10 protein-coding genes and 2 CRISPR repeat arrays are annotated in these 15,146 nt (G+C 71.7%); all 10 genes read right to left on the reverse strand.

Annotated elements, in window-relative coordinates:
• Positions 1–255 (reverse strand): ankyrin repeat domain-containing protein (locus tag J7I94_RS35565; RefSeq protein WP_215174123.1); only part of this gene is annotated, 255 nt, incomplete at its 3' end.
• Positions 256–790: 535 nt separating this feature from the next.
• Positions 791–1,024 carry a hypothetical protein gene (locus J7I94_RS39640; protein ID WP_374198487.1) on the reverse strand — a complete coding sequence of 78 codons (234 nt, stop codon included), beginning with the start codon at positions 1,022–1,024 and terminating at the stop codon, positions 791–793.
• 317 nt (positions 1,025–1,341) lie between these two features.
• Positions 1,342–2,372: direct repeats of the CRISPR family, unit length 29 nt; unit sequence GGGACCATCCCCGCGGGCGCGGGGAGCAC.
• A 92-nt stretch (positions 2,373–2,464) separates the two neighbouring features.
• Complete coding sequence (gene cas2e, locus J7I94_RS35575; protein WP_215174125.1) at positions 2,465–2,815, reverse strand: type I-E CRISPR-associated endoribonuclease Cas2e; 351 nt, start codon at positions 2,813–2,815, stop codon at positions 2,465–2,467.
• The gene (gene cas1e / locus J7I94_RS35580) at positions 2,812–3,804 is read right to left on the reverse strand and encodes a type I-E CRISPR-associated endonuclease Cas1e (protein WP_215174127.1); all 993 of its coding nucleotides are present in this window, start codon (positions 3,802–3,804) and stop codon (positions 2,812–2,814) included. The genes cas2e and cas1e overlap by 4 nt, the downstream gene beginning before the upstream one ends.
• Positions 3,801–4,583 (reverse strand): type I-E CRISPR-associated protein Cas6/Cse3/CasE, encoded by a 783-nt coding sequence (cas6e, locus tag J7I94_RS35585; protein WP_215174129.1) that lies wholly within the window; start codon positions 4,581–4,583, stop codon positions 3,801–3,803. The genes cas1e and cas6e overlap by 4 nt, the downstream gene beginning before the upstream one ends.
• Entirely contained in the window at positions 4,583–5,302 is a 720-nt protein-coding gene (gene cas5e, locus J7I94_RS35590; RefSeq protein WP_215174131.1) for a type I-E CRISPR-associated protein Cas5/CasD, read from the reverse strand. Before cas5e ends, cas6e begins: the two co-directional genes overlap by 1 nt.
• Complete coding sequence (gene cas7e, locus J7I94_RS35595) at positions 5,299–6,492, reverse strand: type I-E CRISPR-associated protein Cas7/Cse4/CasC (protein ID WP_215174133.1); 1,194 nt, start codon at positions 6,490–6,492, stop codon at positions 5,299–5,301. Before cas7e ends, cas5e begins: the two co-directional genes overlap by 4 nt.
• On the reverse strand, positions 6,489–7,202 hold the full coding sequence (casB, locus tag J7I94_RS35600) for a type I-E CRISPR-associated protein Cse2/CasB (RefSeq protein WP_215174135.1): 714 nt from the start codon (positions 7,200–7,202) through the stop codon (positions 6,489–6,491). Before casB ends, cas7e begins: the two co-directional genes overlap by 4 nt.
• A complete protein-coding gene (casA, locus tag J7I94_RS35605) occupies positions 7,199–8,872 on the reverse strand; it encodes a type I-E CRISPR-associated protein Cse1/CasA (protein ID WP_215174137.1) in 1,674 nt (557 codons plus the stop codon). Before casA ends, casB begins: the two co-directional genes overlap by 4 nt.
• 741 nt (positions 8,873–9,613) lie before the next feature.
• Entirely contained in the window at positions 9,614–12,550 is a 2,937-nt protein-coding gene (cas3, locus tag J7I94_RS35610) for a CRISPR-associated helicase Cas3' (RefSeq protein WP_215174139.1), read from the reverse strand.
• A gap of 359 nt (positions 12,551–12,909) precedes the next feature.
• Positions 12,910–15,133: a CRISPR direct-repeat array (repeat unit 28 nt; unit sequence CTGCTCCCCGCGCCCGCGGGGATGGTCC).
• The last annotated feature ends 13 nt before the right edge of the window (positions 15,134–15,146 follow it).

The following is a 15,146-nucleotide window of genomic DNA, read 5'->3' on the forward strand; positions in this document are numbered from 1 at the left end:
TATGGGCGTTTGACCGCCATACGACTCTAGGTTTGGGTCGGCTCCATAAGCCAGAACGATTGCAGTCAGCGCACCATGCAACCGGCATCCAGACTGCAACGCCGAATCCCCTTCAACTTCGATCGCGTGACCCAGTAGAGTAATCTCAAAACATTTCTCGTTTGGATCCGCTCCAGCGTCAAGGAGCACGGACAGTTCCTCATAGTCGCAATTTTCGACCGCCTGGTGGACCAACGTCCATGGTTCTACGTCCAAGAGAATTCCTTCCTTTAAACAGAAAGTCGATCGAGGTCCCCTTCGGTACCATCTGGACCGGAACCCCCGATGTCGCGCTCTACACCACAGCACCCGTCGGCGTGGTCATCCCCGCCGACACCGAAGCCGACTGGGGGCAGCCGCCTGAGACACGGGCTTCCGGTCGACGACACCGCCCTTCACCGTATCCGGCGGAAGGGGCGGAGTCGTGGGCAGCCAGTTGCTGAGGCGGGACTGGCCTGGGGCTTGACCGGCCTCTGGTCGCGGTCCCCCTTCTCTCCAGACGGCCGCCACACCGCTGTGTCCGGTCCGTCCCTAACGAGCTCGTGCACGGTAGGCGGTGAGACGCCGAGGATGGCGGCGGGGCTCGGTGTTCACCTCTGCCGTGTCGACGTCGACCGCCTCAGCGAGCGGCAGGACAACGGGCTCCGCAGCGGGCGCTGCCTGAACGACGGGAGCGAGGATCGTGAGGGCAGCCAGGACAGCGGCGAGGTGGCGAAGCACGCGGGTCCTTCCGTAGATCAGCGGTCGCGACCTACCGTCCAGTGAGCGGCCCGCAACGCGCCTGGGCACAGCGCGAACCCCACCTGATCGGGCGGAACTCCGAGGGACGACGAAGAGCCCACCACCGCACGCCTGCCGGGGCAGTCAGTTCGCCACGTCCGTCGGCGGTGAGCCGGTCATCTCGCTCGCCACGGTCGGCTTTGTCCTGGCGGACCCAGCCGCGCAGCGCCTCCTTGTGGATGCCCAGGTCCTTCGCGACGTGCACGATCGGGCGGCCGGTGCTGCGGACCTCGCGGATCGCGCGCTCCCGAAGTTCGTCCGGTACTTACGTGGCGCAGGCATGGTGCTCGTGGATCTCCTTCGCCAGGATCGTCACCCTGGCATCAGGGACCGGTGAGCGCGACGAGGAGCAGCGCGGCGGTCGTGATCGTGGTGGCGCGGGTGCGCAGGAGTCCCCCCAAGGCGGCGTGATCGGGTGTGGGCATGGTGGCATAGGGGACACACAAAGGCCCCGCCGGTACGGGGATGACCCGACGGGGCCCTGGCTGGTCATACGGGGTGGCGGTGCGGACGCGGTTCGTCGGGACCATCCCCGCAGGCGCGGGGAGCGCGCGATGCCGGACCAGAACTACCTGCTCGCTGCAGGACCATCCCCGTAGGCGCGGGGAGCACAACGACGGGCTGATGGCCCGGCACAAGCAGAAGGGACCATCCCTGCGGGCGCGGGGAGCACCCCGTACGGGCCCTGTGGCACGGCCTGATGCCGGGACCATCCCCGCGGGCGCGGGGAGCACGCACCTCCTCGGCCGGCGCCGAGCTGACCCCAGGGACCATCCCCGCGGGCGCGGGGAGCACACAGAGACGGTGTTTGTGCTGGTCGGAAGGGGGGACCATCCCCGCGGGCGCGGGGAGCACGGCGGCGCGATCGTCTGGAGGCCGGGCGACGCGGGACCATCCCCGCGGGCGCGGGGAGCACCCTCGGTCCGCGCGCGCTTTGGCGACGGATTCGGGACCATCCCCGCGGGCGCGGGGAGCACGATGCGGACCAGGTGCGCGGGGAGCACGATGCGGACCAGGTGGGCGTGACCCTGGAACAGGGACCATCCCCGCGGGCGCGGGGAGCACCCGGCGATGACGTAGGCGACTTCGCCGCCGGTGGGACCATCCCCGCGGGCGCGGGGAGCACCCCGCCTGGGGCAGCTCCCGGCCCGGCTACGCGGGACCATCCCCGCGGGCGCGGGGAGCACCTGGAACGCGTCCTGGCCACGTTCCTGCAGGCGGGACCATCCCCGCGGGCGCGGGGAGCACGCTCACCGTCCAGCGACCTCAGCCCGCCGGCCGGGACCATCCCCGCGGGCGCGGGGAGCACGCCCTGATCACCATCACCCTTGCCGTGGCCGTGGGACCATCCCGGCGGGCGCGGGGAGCACCGGCAGCGACTCCAGCGAGACGCCGTGAAGTCGGGACCATCCCGGCGGGCGCGGGGAGCACTGACGGCCGGAGGCCCTCTACCGGTAGTAGGGGGGACCATCCCGGCGGGCGCGGGGAGCACCGAGGGCGGGCGCTTCCACCGCCGGCACCTGCTGGACCATCCCGGCGGGCGCGGGGAGCACACTTCGCGACCTGCGGTGTTGTCACAGCGATTGGCGGTTCTGCATGACTTTCATCGAGTCCGATATACGCGACGAAGGCGACATTAAGGGCTTCATCTGCTTCCGTAGCGTCGCCGCTTGGCGGCGTTGCTCCAGCCCTTTTTGGGTGTAGTGGTGCCGGGTGTGGTCTGGGCGTTCGGGCGGTGGATGAGGGTGAGGCCTTCGTGGTCGGTGGGGTGCCAGGCGTGGTCGTGGGTGCGGAAGGTAAAGCCTTGCTCGTTGTCGGTGGTGTGGGCGAGGAGGGCGCGGCCCTGCCCGGCGTACTGCTGGACTTCGTTCCAGAGCAGGTCGCGGATGCGTGCGGAGGGGTTGCCGATGAAGACGCCTGCGGAGATTTCCAGGAGCCAGCGGGTGAGGAAGCCGCGCAGGCCGGCCGGGCAGTTGGTGAGGACGATGACGGTCACCAGGGCGTCTCCGGATCCGTGTACGGCTCGGGATTGGTCCCGTCGTCGGTGTCCGGGCTGTAGTTGCGGCCGGCGGGGAGGATGCGGCCGGCGTCGCTGTGCAGGCTGACGGTGTCCTGGTCCTCGTTGAGGTTCGCGGTAGGAGTCTGGGGCAGCAGAAGCCGTTTGATGTCATCGACGCATCGGTTGAGCAGGCCGGTCTCGTTGATGCGGTCGCGCAGGACCCGGCGGGTCCGGGGGCCGGGGTCTTCGTCGCTGTCGGCGGCGACATCGAAGGCGACCGGGATTGCGAGTTCGGTCTTGTACAGGTCGGCGATGTCCAGGACGAAGGACAGTTCGTGGCCGGAGTGGACGAAGCCGAGGGCGGGGCTGCAGCCGAGGGAGGTGACGACGGCGTGGGCGATGCCGTACATGCACTGGGCGGCGGCGGTGACGGCCTGGTTGACGGTGTCGCCGCTGGTGAAGTCGCCGGGGGTGTAGCGGCGGCCGTTCCATTTCACGCCGGTGCGGGCGGCCTGGGCGCGGTAGCAGTCCTTGACGCGTTGGCCTTCGCGGCCGAGGAGTTCCTGGCGGGTGAGGCCGGCGGGGTCTTCGTCGGGGAAGCGCAGCCGGTACATGGCTCGGGCGACGGCGAGCCGGCTGCGGGTGTTGGCCCACTGGGTGGCCTGGGCTTCGGCAAGGGCGGCGGATCGGGTCAGGGCGCGGCCGGATGCGTAGTAGCGCACGGCGTGTTCGCCGACCCAGCAGACGGCGGCTCCGGTTTCGCCGAGGACGCTCATGGCCTGGTGGGTGATGCGGGTGCCGGGGCCGAGGAGGAGGGTGTTGATGGTGGCGGAGGGGATGTGGGTGGTGCCGTCGGCGTCGGTGGCCGTGATGGCGTTGGCGTCGCGGTGGACGGTGCAGCGTTCGAGGTAGATGAAGGACAGGCGGTCGCCGGTGCGGGTGAGGTGGCGGGGGCTGAGCGCGGTGCGCTGGGAGATGCCGGTCACCGGGGCTCGCCGGTGAGGGGGGCGAGGGTGAGCAGGCCGCATCCGTAGGCCTTGGCTTTGCCGATGCCGCGCGTGAGGGTGCGGCGCATGAGGTCGGGGTCGGTGACTTCGAGGCGGCCGTCGAAGGTGACGGTGACCAGGGTGACCGGTCCGGTGCGGCGGCCTGCCGGAGGGCTGGGGTTGCGGGTTTTGTCGAAGGCGCGGTTGCGGTGGTCGTGGACGGTGAGGTGGTAGCGGTCGCCGTGGTGGGGCTTGCCGGTGTGGGTGGTGCCGGCGGGCAACAGGCGTTGGTCGTCCGGTTTTTCGGTGATGCGGAAGCCGCAGCGTTCCTGGCGGTCCAGGAGCCAGCCCATCTGATGAACGGGGGTGTGGTGGGCGGTGCGTTTGATGGGTTCGTCGTCTTTGCGGCGGATGTGATGGATGGGGTTGGCGGTCAGGCGGAACGCCCAGCGGCTGCCCGTGGCGAGCCGGTCGAGGAAGGGGGCGTAGGGGCGGGTTTCCCAGCCGGGTGCGTCCGGGCCGGCCGCGGCGGGCCATCCGGCCTGTTCGACCAGGTGGGTGAGGTCGGGGCGGTGGGGGCTGACGAGGTAGAGGAAGACGTCGGCACGCCCGGTGTGGTCCAGGCGCCACAGCACCCTCGGCCCGTCCGGCGGCGGGGTGTCGCCGGGCAGCAGCGCCGGGAAGGACGACATGACGGCGGCGTGCATCACCTGGGGTGAGGCCAGCAGGCGGCGGGCGCCCGGGCGCGCGGTGTTCACACGGAAGCGGGTGAGGAACATCAGGCGCTCTCCTCGTCCAGGGCGGCGAACGGTTCGTGCCGGGCCGGCAGGGTGCCGGCCTCGGGGTGGGGGATGCGTACGTGGTCGGTGATCACGGTGCGCAGGGCATGGCGGCGGTGTGCGGGGTGGAAGCTGACGGGCTGGTCGCGCAGGGTGTCGGCGGCCGGGTCGTCGGGGTCTGCTTCCCGCAGGACGGTGAGGTCGACCTCGTGCTGGCGGTGCTGGCGCTGGTGCCAGGGGGAGGCCTGCCAGGGCAGGGCGCGCAGGGCGTCCAGGGCGGTCGGGTCGTCGGTGAGCGCCAGGTCGACGGGCTGGGCGGGCGGGCAGGAGCGGCGGCCCAGGAACGGCGCGTACACGGGGTTCCGTACGGCGGTGTGCAGGTCGGCCAGGAGGCCGGGGTCGCCGTGGAGGGCGGCGACGAACACGGCGTCGGCGAGGTAGAAGCGGTCGGAGACCGGCATGGCCTTGCCGGTGACCGCGTGGTGGGCGGTGTGGAAGTCGCGCAGGCGGGTGCCGGGCTGGTCGATACGGACGGCGAAGCGCAGAGCGGCCAGCTCGGCGAGATGGGTGTCGTCGCCGCGTTCGAGGCCGGCCGCGGCGGCGAGCAGCCCGATGACGCCGCTCTTGGTCGGGGCGGATTCGGTGGTGCGGCGGGCGAAGCGGGAGGTGGCCCCCCAGGACTGCAGGGGGCCGGCCAGGCGCAGGGCGAGCACGCTCATGCGGGCTTCTCCAGGCGTTCGGTGACGGCCGCGCCGACCGCGGTGACGAGCTCGGTGAGCGTGTCGGTCTCGGTGCCCAGCGCGGCCAGCGCACGGGTGTTGGGACCGACACGCAGAACCCAGGTGCGGGCGTCGCCGGTCTGTCCGTAGGCACGTTCGAGGTCGGGTGCGTAGGAGGCGAGGCGCTCGCTGGCTTCGCGGACGAAGCCGCCGGTCTCGCCCCGGACGGGCTCTTCGAAGGCGGAGGCGTAGCTGACGGGCCGGGTGCTGCGCAGGGTGACGACGACGGCGTCGGGCAGGGTGTGGTGCCCGAACGTGTTGATTTTTCCGGTGGGCAGGGACGCGGCGAAGGCGTGGACGAAGGCCTCCACTGCCCGGCGGACCGGTTCGGTGACCGGCTCGTCCTCCCGCAGGCCCTGGCCGAGGGTGTGCGCGAGCTGGTGCACGCCGAGCGCGGCGTAGCGGTAGAGGGTGGCGGAGTTGAAGTCGACGGTGCCGATCATGCCGGCGCCGGTCTCCTCATCGCGGTTCTCATCGTCGACGGCCGTGTAGTAGTCGGACTCGTTGTCCACGCGGTGCACACTCAGGGCGTGGGCGACCTGCACGGCGGCGTCCACGCCGAAGTCGGCGACGTCGGCGACCATCCGGCCGAACAGGGCGATGTCGACGCTGTGCCGGGTGTCGGCGACCGCCTTGGCCGCGTCCCTGTTCTTCTTCTCCTTCAGGTACGCGGTGATGTCGCCGGCGCCGTCGACAGCGAGCCGGGCCAAGCCGTCCATCTGCCGGGAGCTGAGGAAGACCAGGTACTTGGCCTCCGGGGCCGGCTTCGGCTGCCCGTCCTTGACCTGGTCGGCCTTCCGCTTGGGCACCTCCGTCTTCAGACCGGTGGCCTTGATCGTCTCGTCGGCGATCCGCAGCGCCTGCTCACCCGCCAGCGCCGGATCCAGGGCGGTGATCCGCTCCGCGACCGCTTCCACAATCTTCTTGCTGCGCACCCCGAGTTCGCTCGGGTCGAGGAGATGCTCCTCCTTGAAGTAGGTGCGCATGGCCCGCTTCCACGCCTGGCTGGAGACCCGCGCCCGCGGCACTCCCCCGTACACGGCGCTCTTGGGGGCGCCGGTGTCATCGCGGTTGAGGTTGCTGGGCGGCACGGTCTGCAGAGCGTGCACGTCGAGGAAGATGCGGTTCACGAGGCGTCCTTGTCGAGGTCCGTACGGTCGTCGAAGTCAGTGCCGGTACTGGTTCCGGCAGCCGGGTCCGGGCCGGTGCCGGCCGGCGCGGTGGTGGTCTTGTCGTAGGCGTGGAAGGAGCGGCCCCACTCGACGCGGACCCGTTCCGGACCGCCGGGCTGCTGCCAGATGGACAGCTGGCCCGCGAGCAAGCCGTAATCGAGGGGAAGGTCCTGGCGGCGCAAGACGGTGACGATGTCCCGCAGCCGCACGGCCAGGCTCGCCAGATCAGCGGCCGTACCGGCGCGGACCAGGCGCTTGCGCGCCGGCTCGCTGATCTCGCCGGGCTTCATCAGGCGCCGCACCGCCGCCCCCAGACCACGGTCGGCGCCCGCCCGGCCGGTCTGGTGCATACCGGTGGGCCGGGACTGCTGGTGCAGCGCCCACACGGTGTAGGTCACGTGCAGGGCGTCCTCGGCCCGCGTGAGTTCCGCCTCGGACATCTTCCGTGCGTCTTCAGCGGGTTGGTGCAGCCGGCTGGTGTCGATCAGCTCCCACAGATCGGGCAGTTGCCCGGCCGGCCGGCCGGCGCCCCGGCGCAGCCGGGCCAGTACGGCGACCGCCCGTGCCTGGTCGGCGAGGTAGCCGCGCTGCCAGCCGGTGATCTGGGTGGCCGCCAGGGCGGCGACCTGCTCGCGTGCGCTCTTCAGAGCGGTGACGGTGGTGGTCATGCGGGTGCCTCCACGGAAGTCTCGGGCGCCGTGACCACAGAGGTGTCAGCGGCTTGGGTGCCGGGCCCGCCCAGCGACCGGTGCAGGGCGGAGCGGAACCACGTGCGGGCCAACGCCGTGTTCAGCCACTCCGTGCCCTTCTTCACCGCCACCGTCCGGCCCTGCCAGGCGGCATCGCCCGCCTCGGCGATCAGCCGGTCACCGAGCCGGCCGACGATCCCGTGGACGTCGCTGCGCCAGGCCAGACGCCGGTCGTAGGGGTCATCGGCCTCGGCGAGCCGGGCCAGCCACGTGCGGTAGGGGCCTTCCAGCAGTCCGTAGGCGAGATCCCGGGCCGTGGCCCGCTGCCCCTCACCGTCGCTGCCCACCGCCCGCGCCAGATTCGTGGCGAGGTCACCGACCGCGTTGACCGCGGCGTCGGCGTCCTCGACGGCCGCGACGGCCTGCTCCGCGTACCGGCGGTCCTGCCGGTGCAGCAACACCACGGCCATCGCCACCTGATCGTCGACGATCTCGTCGATGACGGACTGCTGCGTGCCGTACACCGACCCCACCAGGCGGGCCCGCAGCAGGTACTCCCGCTCCAGCTCCCCCTCCGTCACCAGCTGCGCGATCCACTCCAGGATCCCCGGCCGCAGATACGCGGCCGGTTCCGCACCGGCCACCGGCAGGGCCTGACCGGCCACCAGCGACGCGACCCCCCGCCACGCCGCACGCTCCGGGTCGTGCTCACGCGGCAGATACACCGGCACCGTGCCCAGCTTCTTCTCCTGCGCCGTGCTGCGCCGCCACGCCGACATCGGCTCCAGGGCGTGCCGGTTCCGGGGACTGAGGGGATCGCCGTAGCCCAGCACCACCCCGTACACGCCCGCCTCGTCGAAGCACAGCCGCAGACGCCGCGTCTGCCAGGTGTACAGATCCCGCACCCCCGTCGGCGCCCGCTCCGCCCCGCCCGGCCCGCACGCCGCACGACGCCACGCCGGCACATCACCGCCACCATCGGCGGGATCGGCGGCGACCAGGTTCAGCAGCAGCGTCTCGCGCAGGGTGGCCCCCTCCACGAAGACCCCGCCCAGACAGCCGGCCCAGCCCACCCCGAGCGGATACACCTTTCCCTTCTGCGCCCGCCCGTCGCCCACCACCCCGGTTTTGATCCCGGAGGTGTCGTAGGCGTGCGCGTGCACCACCCACCGGGCCGCCTCCGCGAACGACAGACGCTCCACAGCCGGCATCCGGGCGCTGAAGAACGGCTCACCGTTGGGCACGTCGGCCACGATCCGGTTCAGGGAGAACACCTCGTCCTTCGCCGTGTGCAGCCCGGCCGTCTGGAAGAACGGCACCTGGCCGTGCAGCAGATCGAACCGGTCCCGGTGGGCCTCCAGATAGTCGCCCACCGGCGCGAAGCAGGCCGGGTCCGCCCACAGCTCAGCCCAGGCGTCGGTGTCCTCCGGTCCGTCCAGGGCGTCGTGGGCGATCGCCAGCAGCAACCGGACCAGGGCGAACTCCTGGGTGGGGACATCCCCCACGAGGCGCCGCACGTCACCGGCCTGCGCGAACACCTCGCCGAGTGACAGCTCATCCATCCGGCCGTCGCGCCGCAGGACCGCAATCCACGGCCGGGCGGTCAAGTCGAACGCCAACTCGCCGTCGCCCACATCGTTTTCGGGCACAGATCACCTCAAGACCGTCGAGAACGCTGCCACGGGGGCAGAAGCCTGCCAGACACCACTGACAAGCGGGGCTGAACAGGAAAAACGGGGTGCAGCGCGGCGTTCGCGTGCTCGACAGCAGCGCGCTCCGGCCAGCTCACCGGTGCACGCCGCGCCCTGCCGAGCGACCGTCCCTGGTCCGATCGGATGGAGGCCCCTCGCCACACGGCCCGGGACCTGCCTTCCGCCACCGCCAGACATCTAACGTCGCCTACGCAACAGTTCAAAGGGAATGTGGCGATATCGAAAGGAGTGCGCTGCATGGGCGAATGGATGCGCTGGAGCCTGGTGACAGGAGCGACCACCGTCATCTTCTGCTCGGCTGTCTCCCTGGGCCATGAACTGCCCCTGGAAGACGCCAATCAGCGCGAAGACAACGGCGCTGCCGAACTGGCCGCCACAGTCACAGCCGTCACAGCGCTACCGCTGACTACCTGGGCAAGAAGAAACCGCCCGTCCGGAAGAACACCAGCCACACCCACCAAGGCACGCAACCAGAGCACAAGACGACGGCCCCGGACCCGTACTCGAAGAGCAGGCGCGCCCGGCAAGCGGCAGAAACCGGGCACGCACCAGCCACGGACCTAGCATGCGGGCGTCTGCTCCCGGACCCGATCCGGGATGGCCCCAGTTCCAAGGGCATCCACCAGTGGGTACGGCACTGCTCCCCGCGCACGCGGGGATACCCCACCGCGCACGCGGTCACTGATCCGCACGCCTCACCTCCAGGCCGTCGTGACGGCTGTAGCGGAGGGCGAAGCCCGCCAGTTGTCCCTCACCGTCTTCGCTGAGGGGGAGGATGAGCTGGCCGGCGAGCCACGGACTGTCCTTGACCTGCCACGCCTCCACGCACAGCTCCTCCAGCTCGGCGATCGTCCGGTCCAACACCTCCGGACTGCTGAACTGGATGGGCAGGCGCAGCCCGCAGGAAGCGGCCGTGCGGGCCGCCGCCGCGACCGGGACCTGATCAGTGGGCAACGGCAGGCCGGCGCGCCGGCGGCCCTTACGGTCCGGGGCCAGCCACGGCACCGTCGCCAGCGTCCCGTCCTGCCGCCGCTGCACGACGACGACCTCCAGGCTCTCGCGGCTGTCACGGACCTGCGCCCGGCCCTGCCGGGTGTCATCCGCATCACCGACACCGGCCGCGACCCACCCGAACAACGGCCGCCCCGGCCGGCCCACCGCACCCAGCCGGAACACCGCCGCCCGCTCCGCCTGGTCCGCCCGGTGCGCCTCGTGCCGGGCCCGGGCCTCCTCCCACTCCGTCTCCCACCCGGCGGGCGCTGCGACCGGGTCCGCGTAGGCGGCCTGCACCAGCACACTGATGTCGGCCGGCAACCGCACCGGGCGCTCCGGGCCGCCGTCAAGGTGAGGCACCAGCACCGCCGCGGACCGCAGCAGCGCGTACGCCCCGTACACCGCGACCGAACCGCGCACCGGCTGCGGCACCTCGCCGCTCCAGTCGACGCCGGTGACCAGACAGCGGGCCGTGCGCAGCAGGGCAGGCCGATCGGTCTGCCCGGTCCCGCCGCGCGGGTGCCGGTGGAGGCGGCCCATCCGCTGCAGCATCAGGTCGACTGGCGCCAGGTCGGTGACGAGGAGATCGAAATCGACGTCGAGGGACTGCTCGGCGACCTGGCTGGCCACCACGATGTGCGCCCCTTCCGGCCGGTCGGTGCCCTTGCCGGGCGGCCCGAACCGGGTGAGGAGAGCCGCGTCGTTGGCAGCCCGGTCGACATCGATGAAACAGGAGTGCGCCACGGTGACCTGCTCGGAACCGAATCGCTCCCGCAGCACCGATGCGGTCTCCAGCACCCGCCGCACCGTGTTGCGGACCACCAGCGCACAGCCACCACCGGCCAGTTCCTTCGCCAGACGCTCCGCCAGGACCTGCGGGCCGTCCTCCAGGCGCTCCACGCTCACCGACGCGCCCCGTCCGCAGACGCCCGGGCGGCGCAGCACGGGCTTCCCGCCCGGTGCGACGGCCGTCAGCAACGGATAGTCCTCCGCGTCGGCGACGGCATCGAACCCGTCCGCAGCTCCCGCAGCCACTGTCCGGCCGGCGTAGGCCACGACCAGCTCCCGGCGCCGCCCGGCGGGCAGCGTCGCCGACAGCACCACCACCGGCACCCGGTACTCCCCCAGCCACGACAGCACCCGGTCCAGATACACACTCATGTACGTGTCGTAGGCGTGCGCCTCGTCGATCACGATGACCTTGCCCGCCAGCGCAAGATGCCGCAGCGCCAGGTGACGGCTCTTGAGCCCGGCGAACAGCAGCTGGTCGATCGTGCCCGCCACGAACGACGACAGCATCGCCTTCTTCCGTCCCCGCAGCCAGGCATGCGCCACCAGCTCCGCCGGTGCCCGCCCCACACCACCGGCCACCGTCGGCGCCTGCCCCATCTCCCCGTCGAGGTCGACCGCCGCGATCCGACGGCCCCGCATCAGGTCGGTGAAGTCCTCGTTCAACGCGGCCTTCGAATGCGCCAACTGCACCGAATACCGCCCCTCGCTGGACGCCGGAAGCCGATCCAGCCACGTCAACAAACGGGGAAACATCGCGTTGCCGGTCACCATCGTCGGCAACGCAAAGAACACCCCGCCCGCCCCGGCCCGGGCCGCCAAAATCTCCGCCACGGCCAGCGCGGCCTCCGTCTTGCCCTCCCCCATCGGCGCCTCGATCACCATCAGGCCCGGCTCCTCCATCGACCGGGCCAGCTTCACCGCAGCCCCCTGCACCGGCCGCACCCGTGCTCCGGCCGGCAGATCGAACCGGGACGCGAACATCTCCCCCACCGGCCCGTCCGGAACCGACGGCTGCCACGGACCCGGCAGATCAAGCCCCCGCCACGCCGCCTCCAGACGCTCCGCGCCCGTACGGGGCACGTCCTCGGGAAAGTACGGAAACAGCTCCGGGTTACTGGCGATCCAGTCCGCGACGATCACCACAGCCGTCAACAGCACCTGCACCGGCTGCGGCAGCTTCACCCCACGCCACGCCGCAAGCCGCCCCCGCACCTCAAAAGCGTCCGCACAGGCATCCAGCAGCTCCGTCTGCACCCGCCGCCACAACGCCTCACTCGGCCCCGGCGTCCACAGCAGATGCGACCGCCCCTCCACCGCTGTGATCTGCCCATGCTCCGGCGGAACACCGTGGTGCCCGCCCACCACCACCGCGAACTGCCCCGCCTGCTTCACCACGAAGCCGAACCGCTCCTCCAGCCAGGCCCCGAGCAGCACCTGCCCCGCCAGCCCATGCGGAACCAGCCGCCGCTCCGCCCCCAGCGCCTCCCGCGACCGCATCTCCAGGCCACGCCCCCGCATCACCTGCGCCAGCCCCTCGACCTGGCAGGCGAACGCCGGCGTCGCCTTCCCGATGTCGTGAACGCCCGCCAGCCACACAACCAGCCGCCGCCCGTCCCTTTCCCCCTCCGGTAGCACATCACCGATAAACCGGCGCACCGAGGACGGCAGCCACTCGTCCCACAACCGTCCCGCTACCGCGGCACTGTCCTCCATGTGCCGCCACAACGGCAGCCACCCATCCCCGTCTCGGTCATGCTTCGCCCACACCGACAACACCGGCCCGGCAAGCCGCGCCCTCAGCCCCGCAGGGGCCGTCTCCTCCAACGCCATACAAGATCAGTACACGCAAGACGCTTTCCGGAATGGCCAGTTGAAGAAAGTGGACGAGACGAAGCAGCAGGACGGGTATGGGCGGACCGGGACCCTGTCCGAACGCGCCCAGGCAGACCTGCGCCTCCCGCATGGAGCGCATCTATACTCACAAGACGGTGCCGCCGGGAACGCCCAGCCCTGCTGCAGATGCTCCTGCGAACCGGGCACCCAGAGGCCGAGCCAGAGTCTCTGACATCAGGTAACTTGCCCTGGACTCCACACTGTCCACGACTCAGCGAGGATGACCCGATATGTCGGCTTCAGTGAAAGTCAGTGGAAACAGCACATCGCGGCCCTAAAACCGCAGGTCGGGAAGTCTGCTCCCCGCGCCCGCGGGGATGGTCCCCATGTATTTCGTGGTTGCGAGTTACGTGTACTCTGCTCCCCGCGCCCGCGGGGATGGTCCCCGTCCGCGTCTGCTCTTCGGCCTCGGCGAACACTGCTCCCCGCGCCCGCGGGGATGGTCCCCTCCGTCCGTTGGCGCGGCGAGGTGTGCCACTCTGCTCCCCGCGCCCGCGGGGATGGTCCCGACCCGCGCCTCGCGGGTGCGACGATCTACAGCTGCTCCCCGCGCCCGCGGGGATGGTCCCACGGTCACGCCGGTGGTGGTGCTGTTCGCGCGCTGCTCCCCGCGCCCGCGGGGATGGTCCCGAGTCCAACCTCAACAAGGTCCTCATCTACCGCTGCTCCCCGCGCCCGCGGGGATGGTCCCCAGACCGTCCCCGCCGCCGCCTGACCCGGCCACTGCTCCCCGCGCCCGCGGGGATGGTCCCATCTACGCACCTCGTCTTCTGAACCCCCCCGACTGCTCCCCGCGCCCGCGGGGATGGTCCCGCCGTGTCCTCCCACCCTGGCGCGAGGTGGCCCTGCTCCCCGCGCCCGCGGGGATGGTCCCGGAGTGCTGAGATCAGGAGGCGAGCGGGAGGCCTGCTCCCCGCGCCCGCGGGGATGGTCCCAACTTGATGCCGACGGGGAGTTCGATGACGAACTGCTCCCCGCGCCCGCGGGGATGGTCCCAGCCTGCCGGACTGGAAGGGCCCGGCCAGCAACTGCTCCCCGCGCCCGCGGGGATGGTCCTTCCGGGTGGGTGTCTGACGGTTCGTCAGGTGACTGCTCCCCGCGCCCGCGGGGATGGTCCCCCACCACCGGGCACGACTGCGGCGAAGCGCTCCTGCTCCCCGCGCCCGCGGGGATGGTCCGTTCCAGCGGGCAGTTGGGGGTGTGAGCTGGGGCTGCTCCCCGCGCCCGCGGGGATGGTCCCATGGCTTGCCATACTGAAAGCACGAGCACAAACTGCTCCCCGCGCCCGCGGGGATGGTCCTGACCGACTCACGCGCGGCCCGGACGGTCCCTGCTGCTCCCCGCGCCCGCGGGGATGGTCCCTGCTCGCGGATCTCAGCGACGCTCGGCAGCGACTGCTCCCCGCGCCCGCGGGGATGGTCCCGAGGGCGATCGAGTACAGGGCGACAATCAGGCCTGCTCCCCGCGCCCGCGGGGATGGTCCCACCTGGCCGTCCTGCTCGACGCCGCCCGCGAGCTGCTCCCCGCGCCCGCGGGGATGGTCCCGATATAGCGTCCTCCGGCTCCTGTGCCTTTATCTGCTCCCCGCGCCCGCGGGGATGGTCCCCGGATGGCCAGGACGGGCTTCCGGTCGGCGCCCTGCTCCCCGCGCCCGCGGGGATGGTCCCTTGACGACGATGGGCGGGTGCGCAGGGAGGAACTGCTCCCCGCGCCCGCGGGGATGGTCCCGCTCCGTGTCTGGGCCGCCATCGCTGAGACGACTGCTCCCCGCGCCCGCGGGGATGGTCCCCGCAGCGTCTGCTCCGACGCCGCAGTGTTCTCCTGCTCCCCGCGCCCGCGGGGATGGTCCCGCCTTGAGCGCCCCGTCGTCCTGGACCAGGTGCTGCTCCCCGCGCCCGCGGGGATGGTCCCTCGATCTGCTCAGCCGTCCAGCGCGGAGCCTCCTGCTCCCCGCGCCCGCGGGGATGGTCCTCCCGGTCGGGGAGCTGCCACCCGATCTCGGTGCTGCTCCCCGCGCCCGCGGGGATGGTCCCGTCCAGCGCGCTCACCAGCAGGTCAGCCGGGCCTGCTCCCCGCGCCCGCGGGGATGGTCCCGGGCCGTCCTGTTCGTGGGGCCGGTACATCACCTGCTCCCCGCGCCCGCGGGGATGGTCCCCCGAGGCCGAGTCATAGTCCAGCCCGACGTCGCTGCTCCCCGCGCCCGCGGGATGGTCCCTTCTGACGGCACCGCTCGATCCGGGCGGTCGTCTGCTCCCCGCGCCCGCGGGGATGGTCCCCGCCCCGCCCCCGAGTAGTTCGGTGACGTCGACTGCTCCCCGCGCCCGCGGGGATGGTCCCGCTTCGTAAGAGTTGATCAACAGGCTGTTGCACTGCTCCCCGCGCCCGCGGGGATGGTCCCATGCCGTGGGTGATCAACGACGGCCGCGTGCGCTGCTCCCCGCGCCCGCGGGGATGGTCCCCGCACCACGCCGGCCGTGGCGGCGCCCGCTCCCTGCTCCCCGCGCCCGCGGGGATGGTCCCTCGCTGTCGCCCG

This window comes from Streptomyces sp. ISL-12 (genome assembly GCF_018614415.1).
Taxonomy (GTDB): domain Bacteria; phylum Actinomycetota; class Actinomycetes; order Streptomycetales; family Streptomycetaceae; genus Streptomyces.